The following is a 20,502-nucleotide window of genomic DNA, read 5'->3' as shown; positions in this document are numbered from 1 at the left end:
CCTACCCTATGGGCCGGTCAGCCGCGGGCGGCGTCGCGCCGGTAGCGCCACACGATCAGGGCGCCCAGGGCGAGGCTCCAGGCGACGAGCACCAGCGCCGGTGTGAGCGCATCGCCGCTCTGCAGGGCGCCAAGCTGGCCGACCCGGTTCAGCCAGTAGGACGGCACCGCCTGCGCGACGCTCGCGACCCACGCCGGGAAGATCTGGAGCGGGATCCACAGGCCGCCGAGCACCGCCATCCCCATGAACACCGCCATGAACAGCGGCTGGGCGAACTCCGGCTTGGCCAGCTGGCCGATCAGGATGCCGAGCAGGGCGAACGGGACGACGCCGCACCAGATGCCGAGGCAGGCGAGCAGCCAGCTCGTCACCGGCAGGGCCGGGTGGTACAGCGCCATCGAGACCGCGACGATCACCAGGATGCTGAAAAGGGCGAGTGCGAGCGCGGCGACGACCTTGGACACCAGGTACCCGGTCCCGGTGAGCGGGGTGATCCGCAGCTGCCGGTTCCAGCCGAGCGAGCGCTCGGTGACGATGCCGAACGCCTGCGAGAGGGCGGCCATCATCCCGCCGTACGCGGCGACCTGGATGGTCGTCACGACGATCCACGGCAGGTGCGTGACCGGGTCCACCTGGCCGCTGCCGCCGAACGTGCCGCCGAAGGCGAGCAGCATGACGAGGGGGACGGCGAGCGTGAACACCATCGCCCGCATGTTCTTCAGCTGACGCAGGGACTCCCTGCCCAGGTAGGCGATGCTCATCGCAGTGCTCCCTCCGGCTCGCGCGACTCGGTGAGGGCGAGGAAGGCCTCGTCCATCGTGTGCGCGGTGACCTCGATGTCGTGGATGTCGGTGTGCGCGGCGAGCAGCGCACGCAGGGTGGCGTCGGAGTCGTCGCTGACCAGCGTGAGCTGGCCGCCGCGGTGCTCGACGCTGCGGACGCCGGGCAGCGCGGCGAGCTGCTCCTGCGCGGCCGTTGTCCAGGCGAACCCGACGGAGGCGCGGATGCGGCGGCCGGAGACGACCGCCTTCACCTCGGTGGGGGTGCCGTCGGCGACGACCCGGCCGCGGGCGAGCATCACGATGCGGTCCGCGTAGGCGTCGGCCTCGTCGAGGTAGTGGGTGGCGAAGACGACCGTGCGGCCCTCGTCGGTGAACTCGCGCATCGACTGCCAGAACGTGCGCCGCGCCTCCACATCCATCGCGGCGGTCGGCTCGTCGAGGAACAGCAGGTCCGGGTTCGAGACGACGGCGACGGCGAATCGTGCGCGCTGCATCTGGCCGCCGGAGAGCTTGGCGACCCGCTGCCGGGCGATCTCGGTGCAGCGGGCGCGCTCCAGCGCCTCCTGGACGCTGAGCGGGTGCCGGTGCGCGGAGGCGACGAGCGCGACGGACTCGGCGACCGTGAGCGTCGGCAGCAGGGCGCCGCCCTGCAGCATGGCGCCGACCCGGCCGGCGCGGATGGCCTGCGCCGGTTCGCCGCCGAACAGCTCGGCGCTCCCCGCGGTGGGCCGGGCCAGGCCCAGGGCGAGGTCGATGGTGGTGGACTTGCCGGCCCCGTTCGGGCCGAGCAGGGCGACGACCTCTCCGGGCCGGATGCTGAGGTCGACGCCGTCGACGGCGGTCAGCGAGCCGAACGACTTGCGGAGGCCGGAGAGGCGGATGGCGGGTGTTTCGTTCACAGCATCCACACTGCCGGGGCGGAGGACGTCGCGCGCAGGCCCGCTGTCAGCATCTCCCCATGACATTCGTCACGTCGCCGCCGTCGCCTCCGCGGGGGTGTCAGTCGGTGGCGCGGCGGCCGCCGGCGGCGCGGAGCAGGCCGAGGACACCGGCGATGCCCCCCGCGGTGAGGAGCGCGGCGGCGACGAGGACGAAGAGGTCCTGGGACGCGCCGACGGCCGGCGGCGACGCGGTCGGGTCGCCCTCGGGCAGCGCAGAGGCCGGGCCGGCGGCGGCGCTCGCGGAACCGCCTGCCCCGCTCGCGGGTGCTGCTGCGGCCGGGGCGGTCGCGGTGGGCACCGCGGGCAGCGAGACGGCGGCGACCGCGGTGCTCACGTCCGTGCTCGCCCGGCGCAGCACGACGAAGAACGTGGAGGCGGGAGCACCCGGCTTCCTGGCGACGAGCGGGATGCTGACCGTCGCCTGCCGCTGGCCGTCGGCGAGGGTGATGGTCCCGCTCGCGGCCGCGTAGTCCGCTCCGGCGCGGGCGGTTCCGTCCGCGGTCGCGAACTCCACGCTGGCGGCGCCCGCCGCAGAGGCGCGGCTGACGATGATGCGCGCGGACATGCTGCCGCCGACGACGCTGTCCGCCGCGATCGCCACCGGGCCCGCCGCGGGCACCACGGTGAGCCCGGCCTCCGCGGACGCGGGGCGCAGGGCCGAGCCGTCGGCGGGGACGTAGGCCGCGGTGATCGAGTGCCGTCCGGCGGGGGGTGCGGTCAGATCGGCGCGCGCCATCCCGCCCGCGACGGGCACGCGCGCGACGACGGCGCCGTCGACCGAGAACACCACCGTGCCGTCCGCGGGCGGGGCGAGCAGGGCGCGTGTGACGGTGGCCGTCACCGGGACCGGCCCGCCCGCGACGACGCTCGGCGGTGCGCTCAGGGCGATGGAGGTGGCGGACGTGCACGAGGGCGCCGCGGCGTCGATGGCGGTGCTGGACCCGTCCAGCTGCCAGGAGAGCGACGGCTCGGCGGCCGCATCCACCGTCAGCAGCCACACCGCGTGGTGCTCGCCGGGCAGGAAGGTGGCGGGCTGACCGCGATCGGCCGGGGCCGACGAGAGGTCGTTCGCGCCGCCGCCCGCGGCGAGCGTGACCGGGCTCTGCCCGCTGTTGCGGTAGCCGAGGACGACGGTCCGCGAAGTGACGGCGCCGAGCGGGGCGTCCTGGACGCAGTCGACGAATGGGGTGAGGGGCGAGGCGGTCGCAGGCGCGATGGCAGCAGCGGGCGCGGCGGCCGCGGGTGCGATGGGTGCCGCGGCAGCGGACGCTGCCGCCGTCCCGCCCAGCGCGGCGGCGATCAGTGCGGCGCCGACCGCGCACGCCGCACGGAGGCTGGCACGCGGTCGGATCACACGCGCCACTCTAACCGGTGCGAGGCGTCCGCCGCGTCTCCACGAACGGGTGACGCGGGACGCCGCCGGTCAGGCCGCGTAGGAGCCGACGAGGCGCACGGCGCCGCCGTCGACGCCCTTGGCGCCCTGCTCGAAGCCGGCGAGGTCGCGCGCGGCGGTCGAGACCGTCCCGACCCGCCAGGTGGGGATGCCGTCCGCGGTGATGGCAGCGGCGATGGCGTCCGCCGTCTCCGGCGCGACGACCGCGAACATCCCGATGCCGAGGTTCCACGTCCCCTCGCTCGACTCCAGCGAGCTGCCCGCCAGGTCGCTGAGAATGCGGAACACCGGCGTCGGCGACCAGGTGGAGCGGTCCACCTCCACCCACGACCCGACCGGGAGCACGCGGGCGAGGTTCGCCGCGATCCCGCCGCCGGTCACGTGGCTGAGCGAGTGCACGGCCGAGCCGAGCGCCGCATCCTGCAGCACCCGGAGCAGCGGGGAGGTGTAGAGGCGGGTGGGCTCGAGCAGAGCCTCGCCGACGATGCCGCCGAACTCGTCCGAGCGGTCGGTGAACGAGATGCCGCGTCCGGCGAGGATGTGCCGCACGAGCGAGAAGCCGTTGGAGTGCAGGCCGGAGGAGGCGAGCGCGAGCACGACGTCGCCGTCGCGCACCCGGTCTGCGCCGAGCAGCGCGTCCGCCTCGACGGCGCCGACCGCGGCGCCCGCCACGTCGTAGTCGTCCGGCGCGATCAGGCCGGGGTGCTCCGCGGTCTCGCCGCCGACGAGCGCGGTGCCGGTCTCGGCGCACGCGCGCGCGATGCCCTCGACGATGGCCGCGATCCGCTCCGGAACCACCTTGCCGCACGCGATGTAGTCGGTCATGAACAGCGGCTTCGCGCCCACCACGACGATGTCGTCGACGACCATCCCGACCAGGTCCTGGCCGATGGTGTCGTGCTTGTCGACCGCCTGCGCGATGGCCACCTTGGTGCCGACGCCGTCGGTGGAGGTGGCGAGCAGCGGGCGGCGGAAGTCCTTCAGGAACGAGACGTCGAAGAGCCCGGCGAAGCCGCCGACACCACCGAGGACCTCGGCGCCGTGCGTGCGCGCGACGGCCGCCTTCATCAGCTCGACGGCGCGGTCGCCGGCTGCCGTGTCGACGCCGGCGGCGGCGTAGGAGGAGGACGAGGATTCGGTGGCTTCGGTCACCGGTCCATGGTATCCGCCCCCGGGTGGGGCGCCTGTCCCTGCGACCGGGGCGCTGTTACGCTCGGCGGATGACCGCCGAGCGACCGCCCTGGGACGAGCTGCCCGCCTTCGTCGCCGACGCGGTGGCCGTCATCCTCGGGTCCCCCGTGGTCGCCGCGGTCAGCCAGACCTCGGGTTTCTCCCCCGGGCACGCGGACCGCGTCGTCACCGCGGCCGGCGGTCGGGCGTTCGTGAAGGCGGCGCCGGAGAGCTTCGGCGCAGCGGCCGACCTGTACCGCGCCGAGGCGGCCGCGCTCGCGCTGCTTCCTCCCGAGGTCGGGGCGCCGGAACTGCTCGGCGCCGTGGACGAGGGCGGCTGGGTCGTCATCGTCACCGAGGAGATCGACGGAGCGCACCCGTCCGAGCCGCCGACGCGCGCGGAGCTCGTCGCCATCCTGGACGAGGTCGCCCAGGCGCCGGAGTGGGACGACGTGGACGCGATCCTGCACGCCGAGGCGTCGCTGCGTGTGGCGTTCGCGGTCTGGCCGTCGCTGGCCGCGGAGCACCCGGACGCGGTGCCGTCCTGGGCGCTCCCGCTCGCGGAGGAGCTGGATGCGGCGGTGGCCGCCGCGGCGGAACGGACGGCGGGCGACCGCGTCGTCCACCTGGACCTGCGCGCCGACAACGTCCTCATCGACCGCACCGGGCGCGCGCGGCTCGTCGACTGGGCGTGGGCGTCGGCCGGCGCACCCTGGATCGACGGGCTGACGATGCTGATCGACGCCAGGCGGCTGGGGTCGCCGGACACGGATGAGCTGCTGGCCGAGCATCCCGCGTTCGACGGTGTCGCCGACGCGACCATCGACGGAGCGCTGGCCGGGCTGGCGGGGCTGTTCCTGTCGGGCTCGCTGAACCCGGCTCCGCCGCGGATGCCGGAGCTGCGGCCGTTCCAGGCGGTCGAGGCGCACGCCGCGTTCGAATGGCTGCGGGCGCGGCGGCGCTGAGGGCGCGTGGACGCGCGGGCGCGGCGACGCCCGCATCCGCGACCATTCGTGACGAATGCCGCGGATTCTCGCCGAAAACGCCCCATTCGTCACGAATCGCGGCGGCGGGAGCGGCGGGAGCGTAGGCCGGGGCGGTTACTCCTGGCGGCCCGGGTCGCCGTAGCTGAGCAGGCGCTCGTACTCGGAGTCCGGTCCGGGCTCGCAGCCGTCGCTCGCGGCGTCGGAGCCGTCGTCCGTAGCCGTGACCGTCTCGGCGCCGGCGGGGCGCTCGAGCAGGTTCTTGCCGAGGTGGTGCGCGTCGGGCAGCTCGATCGGGTACTGGCCGGTGAAGCACGCCGTGCACAGGCGCTCGCGCGGCTGGTCCGTCGCGGCGATCATGCCGTCCTCTGACAGGTAGCCGAGCGAGTCGGCGCCGATGGACTGGCGCACCTCCTCCACGCCCAGCCCGGTCGCGATGAGCTCCGCGCGGGAGGCAAAGTCGATGCCGTAGAAGCACGGCCAGGTGATCGGCGGGCTGGAGATGCGCACGTGCACCTCCGCCGCGCCCGCCTCGCGGAGCATGGAGACGAGGGCGCGCTGCGTGTTGCCGCGGACGATCGAGTCGTCGACGACGACGAGACGCTTGCCCTTGATGACCTCCTTGAGCGGGTTCAGCTTGAGCTTGATGCCGCGCTGGCGGATGGTCTGCGATGGCTGGATGAAGGTGCGGCCGACGTACGAGTTCTTGACCAAACCTTGGCCGAACGGGATGCCGGACGCCTGGGCGTAGCCGATCGCGGCGGGGGTGCCGGACTCCGGCGTCGGGATGACCAGGTCGGCCTCAACCTCGTGCTCGCGCGCCAGCTGGCGGCCCATCTCGACGCGCGCCTCGTAGACGCCGCGGCCGGCGATGGTGGTGTCGGGGCGCGCGAGGTAGACGTACTCGAAGACGCAGCCGGCGCGCTTCTCCGGCGCGAAGCGCTGCGTGCGCAGGCCGTTCTCGTCGATCGCGATCAGCTCGCCGGGCTCCACCTCGCGGACGAAGCTCGCGCCGACGATGTCCAGCGCCGCGGTCTCGGAGGCGACGACCCAGCCGCGGTCCAGCCGGCCGAGCACGAGAGGGCGGACGCCCTGCGGGTCGCGCGCGGCGTACAGCGTGTGCTCGTCCATGAAGACCAGGCAGAACGCGCCGCGCAGGCGCGGGAGCACCTCCAGCGCCGTCGCTTCGAGGGTGTGGTCGAGGTCGCCCGTGAGCAGGGCGGTGACGACGGCGGTGTCCGTGGTGTTGCCGCGGCTCAGCTCGCCGTCGAGCTGCGGGTAGCGCTCGTGGACGAGGTCCATCAGCTGCGCGGTGTTGGTCAGGTTGCCGTTGTGGCCGAGGGCGACGGTCCCGCTGGAGGTGCGGCCGAGGGTCGGCTGCGCGTTCTGCCAGCTCGAGGCGCCGGTGGTCGAGTAGCGCGTGTGGCCGACGGCGATGTGGCCGGTGAGGGAGTTCAGGGCGTTCTCGTTGAAGACCTGCGAGACGAGACCCATGTCCTTGTAGATGAGGATCTTCTTGCCGTCGCTGGTCGCGATGCCCGCGGACTCCTGGCCGCGGTGCTGCAGCGCGTAGAGGCCGAAGTAGCTGAGCTTCGCGACCTCTTCTCCTGGCGCCCACACGCCGAAGACTCCGCAGGCGTCCTGCGGTCCCTTCTCGCCGGGCAGCAGCTCGTGACTGAGCCGACCGTCGCCTCCGGCCACAGTGGACCCCTCTCGTTCAGGTGTTCAGGTGTTCAGCTGTCGACGGACGGGCGCTGATCGCTCGACCGGGGATCCTCCGACTCGCCGTCGGGGACGCGCACGTCGATTCTATCCGCCTGGACGGTGCGCGCCCGCCGGGTGGCAGCGCGGTCCAGGAGCAGGGCCACGACCGCGCCGAGGGCGACGCCGACGACGACGCAGATCGCGAGCAGGAAGCCGAACACGGTCCCGCGGTCGTAGGTCGGGTTCTCCGGGAAGGCGAACGTGAGGACGACCGCGACGATCGCGAACAGGATGGCGCCGGTGAGCATGAAGCGGAAGTAGCGCGGCGAGCGGTGCACGCGGACGGCGTCCTCGGTGACGGTCGCGATCTCCTCCGGGGCGGAGGGCTCGGTGACGGTCGCGATCTCCTCCGGGGCGGGGGGCTCGGTCTGTCCGGCGTCCTGCTGCGCGGCGGCCGGCTCCGTCGGCTCGGCGGCGCCGTTCGCGGGCGCGGCGGAGTCGTCGGGGTTCACGGTCATGCCCCTATTCTCCCCCACCGCGCCTGAACGCTCGCCCCACCTCTGCCCCACCTCCGCCCCACCTCCGCCGAGTGGAGAGTCGTTGTCGTTTTCGCGCGCCGAAAGCGACATCGACTCTCCACTCGGCGGGCGGGGGCGGGGGGCGGGGCGGTCAGTAGCGGAGGGGGAGGAGGCCGTCGAGGGTGGCGCGCTGCCCGGAGGCGTGCACGGAGCCGGAGGCGAGGCCGTCCGGCCAGGAGAGGCGGCCCGAGGCGAGGGCGAGCCAGGTGGCCGCGTCCGTCTCGATCACGTTCGGGGGCGTCCCACGCGTGTGACGCGGGCCGGGGATGCACTGCACGGCCCCGAACGGCGGCACGCGCACCTCGACGGTGTTGCCCGGTGCGCGCTCGGCCAGCAGCTGCAGCAGGTAGCGGACGGCGGTCGCGGTGGTGTTCCGGTCCGCCCCCTCCTCCAGCGCGGCGCGGACGGCGGGGCCGCCCTGCTCGTCGGGGATCTTCGCTCTGGCCATGCGTCCATCCTCGCACCGGCTCCGGCGCGGGCGCCGCCGACCTCTAGCATGGGTCGCGTGAAGATTCTCGTCCTCGGTTCCGGTGCCCGTGAGCACGCCATCATCACCGCCCTCCTCGCCGAGGACGCGGGACACGAGATCGTGGCGGCGCCCGGCAACGCCGGCATCGCGGCCGACGTCGCTGTGGAGACGGGGCTGAACCCGCTCGACGGCGAGGCGGTCACCGAGTACGCGATCGAGAACGGCATCGAGCTGGTCGTGATCGGCCCGGAGGCGCCGCTCGTCGCGGGCGTCGCCGACCCGCTGCGCACGCGCGGCATCCCCGTGTTCGGGCCCGGCAAGGCCGCGGCGCAGCTGGAGGGCTCGAAGGCGTTCGCGAAGCGGATCATGGAGGCGGCGGGTGTCCCGACCGGCCGCGCGGTGCGCGCGGAGACCCTCGCCGAGGCGGAGAGCGCGATCGACGAGCTCGGCGCCCCGTACGTGGTCAAGGCGGATGGGCTCGCCGCGGGCAAGGGCGTCATCGTCACCTCCGACCGGGAGGCCGCGGTCGCCCACGCGACCCACTACCTCGCCGAGGGCGGCGTGCTGATCGAGGAGTTCCTCGACGGTCAGGAGGTGTCGCTGTTCCTGGTCAGCGACGGCCACACCGTCCTGCCGCTCAGCCCGGCGCAGGACTTCAAGCGCCTGCTCGACGGCGACGCCGGGCCCAACACGGGCGGGATGGGCGCGTACTCGCCGCTGCCGTGGCTGCCGGAGTCGTTCGTGGACGAGGTCATCGACACGGTCGCGCTTCCGACGGTCCGCCGGCTCGCGGAGGAGCAGACGCCGTTCATCGGCCTGCTCTACTGCGGCCTCATCGTGACCGATCGCGGCATCCGCGTCATCGAGTTCAATGCGCGCTTCGGCGACCCGGAGACCCAGGTGGTGCTCCCCCGGCTGGTCACGCCGCTCTCCACCCTGCTGTACGGGGCGGCGACCGGCGAGCTGGCCGGGATGCCGCGTCCCGAGTTCGCCCTGGACACCGCGGTCACCGTCGTCCTCGCGAGCGAGGGCTACCCGGAGGCGCCGCAGACCGGCCGCCCGCTGACGGGCCTGGAGGATGCGGCAGCCGTTCCGGAGGTGACCATCGCGCACGCGGCCACCGCGCGCGACGAGGCCACCGGCGCGCTGCTCGCGACGGGCGGCCGGGTGCTCTCGGTCGTCGCCAGGGGGACCACGTTCGCCGAGGCGCGCGAGCGCGCATACGACGCGATCGGCCGCATCCACCTCGACGGCGGGCAGTACCGCACCGACATCGCCGCGCGCGTCTCCTGACGCGCCCGGTCCGCCGCGGCCGGCGCGCTCAGCCGAGGAGGCGGGTGAGGAACGCGTTGCGGAAGCGGCGGTCGGGGTCGAACCGCTCGGCGAGGGACCGGAAGTCGTCGAGGCGGGGGTACAGGGCGGGGACGAGTCCGTCGCGGTCGAGGTAGAGCTTGCCCCAGTGCGGGCGCGCGCCCAGCGGGAGCAACGCGTCCTCGAGCAGCGGGAGCACCGCCTCCACCCCCTCCTGGTCGCGCAGCCAGGTGAAGTGCAGGCCGACGACGTCCGTCCCCGAGGCGCTGGACAGCCACAGGTCGTCCGCGGCCACCGTGCGGATCTCGCTGATCTGAAGCAGCGGCGCGATCCGCGGGCCCAGCGTCCGCACCGCCTCGATCGCCTCGACCGCCCTCGGCCGCGGGACCAGGTACTCCGACTGGATCTCGGCGCCGTTCGACGGCGTGAACTCGAACCGGAAGTGCGCGAGGCGCTCGCTCCACGGGCCCACGACGCCGAGCTGCTCCGTGGTGTTGCGGACGTCCATCGTCGCGATCATGTGCCGCGCCTCCGTGAGCGCCGGCGCCCCGAAGAAGTCGTCGCCGACGGCGGTGGTCGCGCCGTCCAGCTCCTTCAGCCAGGCGAGCGAGACCGTGTCCTCCGCCCACGTCGTGAACAGCGAGACGCTGTACGCGGCCGAGGTGAGCTCGTCGAACCGGCCGGTCACCGCGTCCCACGGGACGCCTCCGAACAGCCGCTGCCTGGCGTCGAACGTCGGCCGGATGTCGAGGGTCACCTCGGTCACGACGCCGAGCGCGCCGAGCGAGACCACCGCGCCGTCGAAGCCGTCGTCGCCGCGCGCGATGTCCACCAGCTCGCCGGAGCCGGTCAGGATGCGCAGGCCGGACACCGCCGTCGCGAGGTTGCCGTTGCGGTCGCCGGAGCCGTGCGTCGCCGTTGCGATCGCGCCGGCCACGGAGATGTGCGGCAGCGAGGCCAGGTTGTGCAGCGCCCAGCCCGCGGCCTGCAGCTCGCGGGCGAGGTCGCCGTAGCGGATGCCGCCGCCGACCGTGACGGTCGACGCCGCCTCGTCGATGCGGATCGCGGCGGGCAGACCGGCCGTGCTGATCAGCAGGTCGTCACTGTCGGCGAGGTCGTTGAAGGAGTGCCTGCTGCCGAGCGCGCGGACAGAGCGCGACGACGCGACCAGCTCCCGCAGCTCGTCCACGCTGCCTGGCGCGGCGATGCGCGCCGCCCGGTACTCGTAGTTCCCCGCCCAGTTCAGCTCGGCCACGTCGTCCTCCTCGCACGCGTTTCGTGCGTCCAGTCTAGGGATGTGAACGTGCACATTCCGCCCCTTCCCACCGCGGGAAAGTGTGCGTTGCCGCGGCGTACCCGCGCAGGTATCGTTCGCGGTGAAAGCGGCAGGGGCCGCGTGAAGGAGGGGTTCCTGTGGCTGAATTCGACTACGGACCGGCGGAGTTCATCGTCGCGCAGTTCGACAACGACCGACCATCGCCTGGGGTCGTCCAGGCCATCCTCGACCTGGTCGAGACCGGCACCGTGCGGCTGTTGGACCTGCTGTTCGTGACCCGCCACGAGGACGGCGCCGTGGACATCGTGGAGCTGGATGAGATCGGCGACGAGATCGGCATGGCCGGGATCAGCCTCGACGCCAGCGGCCTCGCCGGGGACGAGGACGTCGAGCAGATCGCCGAGCTGATCCAGCCGGGGACGACCGGCGCGATCTTCGTCTTCGAGCACCTGTGGGCGAAGGAGCTCGCCAGCCGGTTCTTCGAGGCCGGCGGGCTGGTCGTGCACAGCGAGCGCATCCCGGCGCCGGTGGTCAACGCCGTCGTGGCCGGGGAATTCGAGCCGGACAGCGCGCCGGCGGAGAGCTGAGGAGCGAAGAGATGCCATTGGGACGGATGGGACGACCGGGACTGATCGGGATGGCCGCGCGCACGGCCGTCGTCGCCGGCACGGCGACCGCGGTGTCCGGCGGGGTGCAGCGCCGCCAGCAGCAGCGCGCGCAGAACGAGTGGGAGCAGCAGCAGTACGAGGCGCAGCAGCAGCAGCTGCAGATGCAGCAGATGGCGCAGCAGGCCGCGGCGCAGCAGCAGCCGGCGGCACCCGCCGCGCCGGCCGGAGGCGGTGGTGGCGGCGACGACATGATGGCGCAGCTCCAGCAGCTGGCGCAGTTCCACTCGCAGGGGATCCTCTCCGACGAGGAGTTCGCGGCCGCGAAGGCGAAGCTGCTCGGCTGATCCCGGCGCGCGTGTCCCCGTCCGGGACGACCGGCCCTGCGCGAGCAGGGACGCGACGTACCGGACGGGGTCCTTCGCGTGAGCGGCCGGGACGGGGACCGTCACGCACGGAGCCCTACGATGGACGGGTGAGCGAACTGGCAGGCTGGAACCACGTCTACTCCGGGAAGGTCCGCGACCTCTACGTGCCGGAGGGCGCGTCGGGGCTCGCCGACACCGACGCCGTGCTGGTGGTCGCCAGCGACAGGGTCAGCGCGTTCGACCACGTGCTCGAGCCGGGCATCCCCGGCAAGGGCGAGCTGCTCACCACCCTCAGCCTGTGGTGGTTCGACCAGCTGAGCGATGTGCCCAACCACCTCATTCCGGACCACGTGCTCGACGGCGAGCGCGTCGTCGATCGCATCCCGGCGTCGGTGGCCGGCCGCTCGATGCTCGTGAAGCCGCTCGACATGTTCCCGATCGAGTGCGTGGTGCGCGGCTACCTCACCGGGAGCGGCTGGGCCGAGTACCAGGCGACGCGGAGCGTCTGCGGGGTCCCGCTTCCGGACGGCCTCGGCGACGGCGACCGCCTGCCGGAGCCGATCTACACGCCCGCGTGGAAGGCACCGCTGGGGCAGCACGACGAGAACATCAGCTTCGAGCGCACGGTCGAACTGGTCGGGGCGGACGTGGCGGAGGAGCTGCGGCGCAGGTCGCTGGAGGTGTACAGCCGGGGCGCGGCGATCGCCGAGAAGCGCGGCGTGATCATCGCGGACACCAAGTTCGAGTTCGGCGCCGACCGGATCACCGGTGAGATCACCCTCGCCGACGAGGTGCTCACGAGCGACTCCAGCCGGTACTGGGACGCGCGGGCGTACGAGACGGCGACGACGCCGGCGGGGCGGATGGCCAGCTTCGACAAGCAGATCGTCCGCGACTGGCTGGCCTCCAACTGGGACAAGACCGGTACCCCTCCCGCGCTCCCCACGGAGATCGTCGAGCGCACCGCCGCCCGCTACCGCGAGCTCCTGGAGCGCCTGACCGGCGACTGACGCGGTGGCACGCCCCTCCCGCAGCACGTCGCTCCGCCGGCTCAACGCCGCCCCGCCGCCGCGCCGCTAGCCGGTCGCCGACACGGGGGCCGGGCGCGCGAGCTCCTCGCGCGCATCCAGGCGCCCGCCGATCGCGCGGAGCGCCGCCAGGATGGTCGCCAGGTCGACGAACTCCTGGATGATCGCGCCGGCGGTGGCGGGGATCACGCCGAAGGCGGCGATCACCATGAGCACGACGGAGATGGCGATGCCGAGCCAGATGCTCTGCAGCGCGATGCGGACCGTGTCCGCGCCGATCCGGACCGCCGTGGCGACTCCGGCGATGTCGTCCACCAGGATCACCGCGTCCGCCGACTCGCTCGCGGCGGTCGCGCCCTTGGCGCCCATCGCGATCCCCACGTCCGCGGCGGCGAGCACGGGAGCGTCGTTGACGCCGTCTCCGACCATGATCACCGGCCGTTCGGCGATCCCCGAGACCTCGGCGACCTTGTCGGCGGGCAGGCACTCGGCCCGCACGCTGGTGATCCCGAGCTCGCGCGCGACGTGCTCCGCGGTCTCGCGCGCGTCGCCGGTGAGCATCATCGTGTTGGTCACGCCCAGCTCGCCGAGCCGTTGCAGGGTGTCCGTCGCATCGGCGCGCAGCCGATCGCTGGCGAGCAGCGCCCCTGCGAACGCGCCGTCGACCGCGACATACACCGCGAGCTCCCCTGGCGCGATGACGGTGCGCGCCGCATCCGGGGCGTGCGCGGCGACGAACGCGAACTTGCCGACCACCACCTCGCGGCCGCCGATCCGGGCGACGACGCCGTTCGTCGCCGCCTCCTGCGCGGACTCGGCCTCGTGCAGCCGCAGTCCGCGCTCGCGCGCTGCCGCGATGAACGACGCGGCGAGCACGTGCGACGAATACTGCTCAGCGCTCGCGACCAGCTCCAGCAGCTCGTCGGCGTCGAACGGCGCCTCCGGGCGGACAGCGTTCAGCGTCGGCGCGCCGTGGGTGAGCGTCCCGGTCTTGTCGAAGACCACCGTGCGCGCCCTCGCCAACTGTTCCAGAACGCCCCCCGACTTGACGATGATGCCGTTGCGGGCACCTCTGCTCATCCCGCCGATGAAGGCGACCGGAGCCGCGATCAGCAGCGGGCACGGCGTCGCGAGCACGAGGACCTCCGCGAACCGCACGGCCTCCCCGCTCAGCCACCACGCCACGGCCGCGAGAGCCAGCGAGAACACGGTGAACGGCACCGCGTACCGGTCCGCCAGCCGGACGACCGGCGCCTTGCTCTCCGCCGCCTGCGCGACCAGGGCCACGATCTGCTGGTACTGCGAAGCGCCGGCCGTCTGTGTTGCGCGGATCTCGACCGCCTCGGTTCCGTTGACCGCCCCGCTGAGCACTTCGTCGCCCGCCGTCTTCTCCACCGGGATGCTCTCGCCGGTGATCGAGGACTGGTCCAGGGTCGTGCGCGCCGACAGCAGCACGCCGTCCACGGGCAGGATCTCCGCGGGCCGGACCAGCAGGACATCCCCCACCTGGACCTCGTCGACGGGGATGTCGACATAGCCGCCGTCGTCCGCCCGGTGCGCGCGCTGCGGCGCCCGGGTGAGCAGCGCGTCGAGCTCGCGCTTGGCGCGCTGGTTCGCGTAATCCTCCAGCGCCTCGCCACCGGTGAGCATCAGGACGACGACGAGCGCGGCGACGTACTCGCCGACCAGCACCGTCGCCACGATCGCCGTGATGGCGAGGATGTCGAGGCCGAACTGCCCCCGGACCAGAGCCCGGACCATGTCGAGCGCCTGCCAGGCGGCCACAGCGAGCGCGTAGAGGCTGAACAGCCACTGCACGGCGCCGCCCGCGCCGGCGAGCGCGAGCACGATGCCGGCCAGCCCGACCAGCAGAGTGAGCGTGACTGTCCAGTACCGGCGTGCGGCCCTCAGAACGCGAGACATCCGTGCACCCCCTTCCCCTCCATCCTGGCCGTGCGCGCACCGGATGCGGAAGAGTGCGCGCTCGGAGGACGTCCGCGCCCCCATTCCGGTCCGCGCATGAGCGGGGCGATAGCGTCGCGGCATGACAGACACCGCCACTCCGCCGCCCACCGCGGCGCGCGCTGCTGCCCGGCCGCCCGTTCCAGGGACCGGCCGCCCCGGTCACCCACCTCGGCAGCGTCGACGTGCTGCTGGAGACCATCGACGACGCCCCGCTCGGCGCGGTGCTGGTCGTCGACAACGGCGGCCGCACCGACGAGGCGTGCGTCGGCGACCTGATGCTGCTTGAAGCGCGCGAGGCCGGGCTGGCCGGGGCCGTGATCTGGGGCCTGCACAGGGACACCGCGCAGCTGCGCGAGATCGGCCTCCCGCTGTTCAGCCTGGGCGCGCATCCCTTCGGTCCCCGGCGCGTGCCGCCCGCGGGCGCCGCGATGCGCAGCGCGTTCCTCGACGGCACGCCGGTCTCGCCGTCCGACTGGATCGTGGCGGACGACGACGGCGTGCTCGTGCTGGGCGACGGCAGGGAGGAGCTGTTCGCGGAGGCCGGACGCATCCAGGCGACGGAGGGGGCGCAGTCGGACCGGATGCGCGCTGGGACGTCGCTGCGCGCGCAGCTGGACTTCGCACGGTACCGGCGGCTGCAGGCGCAGGACCCGGCGCTCACGCTGCGCCGTTACCTCGCGGAGAGCGGCGGGGCGATCGAGACCTGAAATAGTCTCGCCTCCGCGGGCGTTGAGAAGGCCATGCCCGACCTCCTCCCCGCCGAATCCGCCATGGGCGCGGTCACCCTCCGCGTCGCCGACCTCGACGCGATGACCGCGTACTACCGCGATGCCGTCACGCTGTCCGTGCTCGCCGCCGAGGGCGGTCGCGTCATCCTCGGCCGGGGCGCGACGCCCGTCGTCGTCCTGGAGCACGCGCCGGAGCTGAAGCACGCGAACCGCGGCGAGGCGGGGCTGTTCCACACGGCGGTGCTGTTCGACAGCGAGGAGGCGCTGGCGGCGGCCGTCTACTCGGTCGCACGGCGCGCGCCCGGCACGTTCACCGGCAGCGCGGACCACCTGGTCAGCAAGGCGTTCTACTTCACCGATCCCGAGGACAACGGGGTCGAGCTGTACTGGGACCGCGACCGCAGCCAGTGGAGCTGGACGCACGGCCAGGTGGAGATGGACACGCTGTTCCTCGACCCCAACCGCTTCCTGTCCGAGCACCTGACCGAGCGCGGCGCGGCGCTGGCCGAGGCGGAGAGTATCGGTGACGACCGCTTCGGCGACGCGACGGTCGGTCACGTCCACCTCTCGGTGGGCGACGTCGCGACGGCGCGCGAGTTCTACGTGAACCGGCTCGGCTTCGACGCGACGGCCGCGCTCGGCGACTCGGCCCTCTTCGTCTCCGCGGGCGGCTACCACCACCACATGGCGATGAACACCTGGAACAGCCGCGGCGCCGGCCGCCGCGCGCCCGCGCTCGGACTCGGCGAGGTGGAGATCCGGGTTCCCGGTGCGGACGATCTGGGCGAGCTCACCGAGCGGATGCGGCACTACGGGGTGCAGACGCGCGACGACGGGGCGTCGGTGGCGTTCGACGACCCGTGGGCGAACGCGGTGCGGGTCGTGGCCGCGTAGCGGCGGTCGGTGCGGGAGGACGTTCCCGGCGACGCGCCGGGTGGATGCGGGAAAGGGAGGACATTCCCGGCGACGCGCCGGGTGGATGCGGGAAAGGGAGGAGCCCGGGCGCTATCGGCGTCCGGGCTCCTCCCTTTCTGGTGTGCGGGTCAGTCGGTGACGGGCGCGGCGTGGATGCCGTGGTGCTCGTCGCCGTCGGACGCAGGGGCCTCGGCCGCGTGGGCGCCGTGCTGGACGGCATCCACGGGGGCGGCTGCGGCGTGCGCGCCGTGGGCGGCGGTGACCGTCTCGGCGGGGGCGGCTGCGGCGGGGGCGGCCGCACCGGCGGCGCCCGGACCCCACGCGGGCGGCTTCGGCTTCGCCCACCAGACCACGATCAGGGCTCCGATCAGGGCGACCGCGGCCGGCAGCAGCAGCGCCTCCGACATCGCCTGGGTGAAGCCGGCGTGCAGGAACTGCGGCAGCTCGGTGCCCGAGCTCGCCTCGGTGACCGGGGCGCCGCCCGGAGCCTTCGGCAGGTCGGCCGCGAGGCGACCGGTGATGAGAGCCGAGATGGATGCGCTGCCCAGCACGGCGCCGATCTGGCGCGTGGTGTTGAAGACGCCGGAGCCTGCGCCCGCCTGGTTCATCGGCAGGTTGCGGGTGACGGTCGTCGAGATCGGGCCCCAGACGCCCGACATCGCGATCCCCATCAGGGCGCTCGGGATGAGCAGCAGCCAGATGCTCACGTCCGGCGTCAGCATCCGCGAGTACAGGAAAAGCGCGAAGGCGAACAGCAGCAGGCCGGGGGTGGCGACGAACTTCGGGTTGATCCTGTCGATCAGCTTGCCCATGATCGGGGCGAGCACACCCGAGAAGATGGCCGTCGGGGCGAGCATCAGGGCGGACTCGGTGGGGGTGAGGCCGCGCACGGTCTGGAAGTAGAACACCAGCGGCAGGGCCATGCAGGTCACGGCGAAGCCGACCGTGGTGATCGCGCCGTTCGAGAGGGAGAAGTTGCGGTCTCGGAACAGGTTGAGCGGCAGCAGCGGCTCCTTCGTGTTCACCGCCTGCCAGACGACGAACGCGGCGAGCACCACGACTCCGGCGATGATGAGGCCCCACACCGAGATCGGCCCCCAGATGACGCCCCAGTCGTAGGTGCCGCCCTCCTGGATGCCGAAGACGAGCAGGAACATGCCGACGGCCGAGAGGATGACGCCGAGGATGTCGAAGCTGTGCGAGTGGGTCGGCAGCTTCGGCACGAGCCGCATCGCCAGGACGAACGCGACGATGCCGACGGGCACGTTGATGAAGAAGATCCACTCCCAGCCGAGCGCGTCCACGAGGATGCCGCCGAGCAGCGGGCCGATGAGCGTGGCGACACCGGCGACGGCGCCCCAGAGACCCATGGCCGCGCCGCGACGATCGGGCGGGAAGATGCGGGTGATGACGGCCATCGTCTGTGGCGTCATCAGGGCGGCGCCCAGCCCTTGGACGACTCGGGCCGTGATCAGCATCCCGATGCCGCCGCCCGGCATCACGCCGGAGAATCCGCACCAGGCCGAGGCCAGAGTGAAGATGACGAGGCCGATGAGGTAGATGTTCTTGGGGCCGAACCGGTCGCCGAGGCGACCGGTGATCAGCAGCGGCACGGCGTAGGAGAGCAGGTAGGCGCTCGTGACCCAGATGACCGCGGTGTAGTCGGTCCCGAGGTCGAGTCCCTTCATGATGGACGGGTTGGCCACCGACACGATGGTCGTGTCGATGAGGATCATGAAGAACCCGATGACCAGTGCCCAGAGGGCCGGCCAGGGCTTCAGTTGACGTTCCATGAGTGTCTTTCTTGTCAGGCGTGCTTCTCCTCGTCCCAGGAGATGGCTCCCGAGACGAGGTCATCGATGAGGTCGTCGAGCGTGGCCGCGTCGGCCTCCGCCATCGCGCGCAGATAGCGCACGTCGACCCAGTACTTCGCGGGCAGGTTCTTGCCCTTGACGGTGGCGATCGCGTGGTCGAGCACCCCGATGTCGGCTCGGATGAGCTCGACGCGGCGGCGCAGCAGGGCGATCACTGTGTCCACAGGCAGGTTGTGCGACTCGCCAAGCCCCAGCGGGAACTCGGGGTACTCGTTGACCGGGGTGCCGATGATGTCGGCCACGCGCTCGCCGAGGGCCTGGCTGCCCTGGTCCGTGATCTCGTAGGTGGTGCGCTCGGGCCGGTTGCCCTCGCGCTCGGTGCCGGTCGCGCGGACCAGGCCCTGCCGGGCCAGGCGGTCGACCGTGTGGTACAGGGAGCCCGGCCGCACCTTCACCAGGCGGTCCTCGGAGCGCTGCACCAGGGTCTGGTACATCTCGTACGGATGCGTCGGCCCCTCCGCGAGCAGCGCGAGCGCGGCCACGGCGAGCGGGGTGAGGGTGGGTGTCGTCGGCATGGGTCCAGGTCGTGGTTTCGGTTTCGGTTTCGTGGAAGGGGAACGCGAGGTATGCCCCGCACTGATTATTCCATGTGGAATAGTACGCGCGGAGTAATCGGCGTGTCAAGGACAGGAGGAGGGCCGGTCAGGCGGAGCGGTAGCGGGGTCCGGGGAGGCCGCGGCGGCCGACGCGGGCGGTGAAGAGGGCGCCGGAGGCGGGGTGTGCGGCGAGCGCGGCGGCGGAGAGGCCCTCGCGGGCCGTGGTGATGACGAGGGTGTCGAGGCCGGGGCCGGCGAAGCAGACGCTGGACGCGTTCGGGGCGGGGACCGCGACCGCGTCGGTGCGCCGGCCGTCGGGCGCGAAGCGGCGGACCTCGCCTGCGCCCCAGAACGCGACCCAGAGGCCGCCCTCCGCATCTACGGTCGCGCCGTCGGGCAGCCCGTCGGTCGCGAGGTGCACGCGGCGAGGGCCGGTCGCGCCGGTGGCCGGGTCGTAGTCGCGTGCCCAGACGGTCCGGGCGAGGGTGTCGATCGAGTACAGCGTGCCGCCGTCGGGCGACCAGGCGATGCCGTTCGAGAGCAGCAGGTCGTCGTCCAGCACGGTCACGACTCCGGCGGAGACGCGCAGCAGACGCTGGGGACGGGCGTCGTCGTCGAGCGCGTGAGTGCCGACGAGCAGCGCGCCGTCCGGGCCGACGGCGGCGTCGTTGGTGCGGGCGGGGACGTCGTCCGGGAGGAGGACGGGTCCGAGCTCGCGTCCGCCGTCCGCGCCGACGGACCAGAGCCGGCGGGCGCCGGCCACGACCAGGCCGCCGTCGTCCGCGAGCGCCACCGCGCCCACGGTCTCGCCGAACTCCGAGCGCGCGGTCGGGCGGATCGCGCCGTCCGCGTCCAGCTCGCCGCTGAGCACCGCGCCGGCCGTGATGTCCACCCAGTGCAGCATCCCGCGCGCGGCATCCCACAGCGGACCCTCGCCGAGTGAGAAGGTCTCGGCGGTGGCGCGTCGCGCGCGGTGCTCGGTCATGGCCCCAGTCTGCCCGGGCCGCGGCTCAGGCCGTGGCCCGCCGGACCGACGAGCGCTGCTCGCCGAGTCCCTCGATGGCGACGCGCACGGTGTCGCCGTCGGCGAGGTACGGGAAGCGGCCGGAGAGCGCGACGCCCTGCGGCGTCCCGGTGTTCACGATGTCCCCGGGCTCCAGCACCATGTACTGGCTGAGGTCGCGGATCAGCGCCTCGACCCCGAAGATCATGTCGGCGGTCGAGGAGTCCTGGCGCGGCTCGCCGTTCACCCAGGAGGCGAGGCGCAGCGCGCCGTGCTCCACCTCGTCGGGCGTGACCAGCTCGGGGCCGAACGGGTTGAACGTCTCTGCGCATTTGCCCTTCGACCACTGGCCGCCGGAGACGTCCAGCTGGTAGGCGCGCTCCGAGACGTCGTCGGAGACCGCGAAGCCGGCGATGCAGGCGGCGGCCTCCTCGTCGTTCGCGAGGTAGCGGGCGCGGCGGCCGATGACCACCGCGAGCTCGACCTCCCAGTCGACGCGCTCGGCGCCCGGCGGGAGCAGGATGTCGTCGTGTGGCCCGACGAGCGTGTTGGGGTGCTTGAAGAACAGGATGGGATGCTCCGGCGGCGCCGATCCCGACTCCGCGGCGTGCGCGGCGTAGTTCTGGCCGATGCAGATCACGGCCGCGGGACGCACGACCGGCGGGCCGATGCGCAGGGACTCCGCGGCCGCGTCCGCGACGGGCAGCGCACCGGCGGCGATGGCGCGCCTGGTGCGCTCGATCCCGTCCGAGGCGAAGAACGCCGGGTCGATGTCGGCGGCGATCGGGGCCAGCTCGTGCAGCACGCCGTGGGCGCGGACGTAGGGACGCTCGGCTCCCGGCTCTCCCAGTCTCAGGAAGCGCATGCGATCGG

20 protein-coding genes are annotated in these 20,502 nt (G+C 73.1%); 7 read left to right on the top strand and 13 right to left on the bottom strand.

Features of this window, described 5'->3' with window-relative positions; translation table 11 throughout:
• Positions 1-17: 17 nt before the first annotated feature.
• The 4 genes from ACTHMF_RS19230 to purM all read right to left on the bottom strand — a co-directional run bounded on the left by ACTHMF_RS19230 (position 18) and on the right by purM (position 4,268).
• Entirely contained in the window at positions 18-761 is a 744-nt protein-coding gene (locus tag ACTHMF_RS19230; RefSeq protein ID WP_314148671.1) for an ABC transporter permease, read from the bottom strand.
• Positions 758-1,681 (bottom strand): ABC transporter ATP-binding protein, encoded by a 924-nt coding sequence (locus ACTHMF_RS19225; RefSeq protein ID WP_314148670.1) that lies wholly within the window; start codon positions 1,679-1,681, stop codon positions 758-760. The genes ACTHMF_RS19230 and ACTHMF_RS19225 overlap by 4 nt, the downstream gene beginning before the upstream one ends.
• 100 nt (positions 1,682-1,781) lie before the next feature.
• Positions 1,782-3,077, bottom strand: a complete 1,296-nt coding sequence (locus ACTHMF_RS19220) for an Ig-like domain repeat protein (protein WP_440319831.1) — start codon at positions 3,075-3,077, stop codon at positions 1,782-1,784.
• A 69-nt stretch (positions 3,078-3,146) separates the two neighbouring features.
• Complete coding sequence (gene purM / locus ACTHMF_RS19215) at positions 3,147-4,268, bottom strand: phosphoribosylformylglycinamidine cyclo-ligase (protein ID WP_440319830.1); 1,122 nt, start codon at positions 4,266-4,268, stop codon at positions 3,147-3,149.
• A 68-nt stretch (positions 4,269-4,336) separates the two neighbouring features.
• On the opposite strand from purM, the gene ACTHMF_RS19210 reads away from it, so the two are divergent.
• Positions 4,337-5,251, top strand: a complete 915-nt coding sequence (locus tag ACTHMF_RS19210; protein WP_440319828.1) for a phosphotransferase family protein — start codon at positions 4,337-4,339, stop codon at positions 5,249-5,251.
• Positions 5,252-5,386: 135 nt separating this feature from the next.
• Here the strand turns inward: ACTHMF_RS19210 and purF are convergent, their stop codons facing one another.
• The 3 genes from purF to ACTHMF_RS19195 all read right to left on the bottom strand — a co-directional run bounded on the left by purF (position 5,387) and on the right by ACTHMF_RS19195 (position 7,999).
• Positions 5,387-6,970, bottom strand: coding sequence for an amidophosphoribosyltransferase (gene purF, locus ACTHMF_RS19205; protein ID WP_314149698.1), 1,584 nt, complete (start codon positions 6,968-6,970; stop codon positions 5,387-5,389).
• A 32-nt stretch (positions 6,971-7,002) separates the two neighbouring features.
• Entirely contained in the window at positions 7,003-7,491 is a 489-nt protein-coding gene (locus tag ACTHMF_RS19200) for a hypothetical protein (RefSeq protein WP_440319826.1), read from the bottom strand.
• Positions 7,492-7,642: 151 nt separating this feature from the next.
• Entirely contained in the window at positions 7,643-7,999 is a 357-nt protein-coding gene (locus ACTHMF_RS19195; protein ID WP_440319825.1) for a sterol carrier family protein, read from the bottom strand.
• Positions 8,000-8,056: 57 nt separating this feature from the next.
• Here ACTHMF_RS19195 and purD point away from each other — a divergent pair, with 57 nt between their 5' ends.
• Positions 8,057-9,313 (top strand): phosphoribosylamine--glycine ligase, encoded by a 1,257-nt coding sequence (gene purD, locus ACTHMF_RS19190; protein ID WP_440319823.1) that lies wholly within the window; start codon positions 8,057-8,059, stop codon positions 9,311-9,313.
• 28 nt (positions 9,314-9,341) lie between these two features.
• Here purD and ACTHMF_RS19185 read toward each other — a convergent pair whose 3' ends face one another.
• Positions 9,342-10,586, bottom strand: coding sequence for an FAD-binding protein (locus tag ACTHMF_RS19185; protein WP_440319821.1), 1,245 nt, complete (start codon positions 10,584-10,586; stop codon positions 9,342-9,344).
• A gap of 158 nt (positions 10,587-10,744) precedes the next feature.
• On the opposite strand from ACTHMF_RS19185, the gene ACTHMF_RS19180 reads away from it, so the two are divergent.
• The 3 genes from ACTHMF_RS19180 (at position 10,745) to ACTHMF_RS19170 (ending at position 12,590) form a co-directional block, all read left to right on the top strand.
• Positions 10,745-11,194, top strand: a complete 450-nt coding sequence (locus tag ACTHMF_RS19180; RefSeq protein WP_440319819.1) for a DUF6325 family protein — start codon at positions 10,745-10,747, stop codon at positions 11,192-11,194.
• An 11-nt stretch (positions 11,195-11,205) separates the two neighbouring features.
• Positions 11,206-11,559 carry an SHOCT domain-containing protein gene (locus tag ACTHMF_RS19175; RefSeq protein ID WP_440319817.1) on the top strand — a complete coding sequence of 118 codons (354 nt, stop codon included), beginning with the start codon at positions 11,206-11,208 and terminating at the stop codon, positions 11,557-11,559.
• 128 nt (positions 11,560-11,687) lie between these two features.
• The gene (locus ACTHMF_RS19170; RefSeq protein WP_440319815.1) at positions 11,688-12,590 is read left to right on the top strand and encodes a phosphoribosylaminoimidazolesuccinocarboxamide synthase; all 903 of its coding nucleotides are present in this window, start codon (positions 11,688-11,690) and stop codon (positions 12,588-12,590) included.
• Positions 12,591-12,656: 66 nt separating this feature from the next.
• Here ACTHMF_RS19170 and ACTHMF_RS19165 read toward each other — a convergent pair whose 3' ends face one another.
• Entirely contained in the window at positions 12,657-14,531 is a 1,875-nt protein-coding gene (locus tag ACTHMF_RS19165; protein ID WP_440319814.1) for a heavy metal translocating P-type ATPase, read from the bottom strand.
• A 161-nt stretch (positions 14,532-14,692) separates the two neighbouring features.
• Here ACTHMF_RS19165 and ACTHMF_RS19160 point away from each other — a divergent pair, with 161 nt between their 5' ends.
• Positions 14,693-15,280, top strand: coding sequence for an RraA family protein (locus ACTHMF_RS19160; RefSeq protein ID WP_440319916.1), 588 nt, complete (start codon positions 14,693-14,695; stop codon positions 15,278-15,280).
• Positions 15,281-15,313: 33 nt separating this feature from the next.
• Positions 15,314-16,195, top strand: a complete 882-nt coding sequence (locus ACTHMF_RS19155) for a VOC family protein (RefSeq protein ID WP_440319812.1) — start codon at positions 15,314-15,316, stop codon at positions 16,193-16,195.
• A gap of 149 nt (positions 16,196-16,344) precedes the next feature.
• Here the strand turns inward: ACTHMF_RS19155 and ACTHMF_RS19150 are convergent, their stop codons facing one another.
• From ACTHMF_RS19150 to ACTHMF_RS19135, 4 genes are all read right to left on the bottom strand, one after another.
• Positions 16,345-18,009, bottom strand: coding sequence for a DHA2 family efflux MFS transporter permease subunit (locus ACTHMF_RS19150; protein WP_440319810.1), 1,665 nt, complete (start codon positions 18,007-18,009; stop codon positions 16,345-16,347).
• A 14-nt stretch (positions 18,010-18,023) separates the two neighbouring features.
• Positions 18,024-18,605 (bottom strand): PadR family transcriptional regulator, encoded by a 582-nt coding sequence (locus ACTHMF_RS19145; protein WP_314148568.1) that lies wholly within the window; start codon positions 18,603-18,605, stop codon positions 18,024-18,026.
• Positions 18,606-18,732: 127 nt separating this feature from the next.
• Complete coding sequence (locus ACTHMF_RS19140) at positions 18,733-19,611, bottom strand: SMP-30/gluconolactonase/LRE family protein (protein WP_440319808.1); 879 nt, start codon at positions 19,609-19,611, stop codon at positions 18,733-18,735.
• A 25-nt stretch (positions 19,612-19,636) separates the two neighbouring features.
• Complete coding sequence (locus tag ACTHMF_RS19135; RefSeq protein ID WP_440319806.1) at positions 19,637-20,494, bottom strand: fumarylacetoacetate hydrolase family protein; 858 nt, start codon at positions 20,492-20,494, stop codon at positions 19,637-19,639.
• Positions 20,495-20,502 lie beyond the last annotated feature (8 nt).

The organism is Leifsonia sp. (genome assembly GCF_051955155.1).
GTDB lineage: Bacteria > Actinomycetota > Actinomycetes > Actinomycetales > Microbacteriaceae > Leifsonia.
Note: the sequence above shows the minus strand (reverse complement) of the source record. Positions and strands in the feature narration are given on the sequence as shown.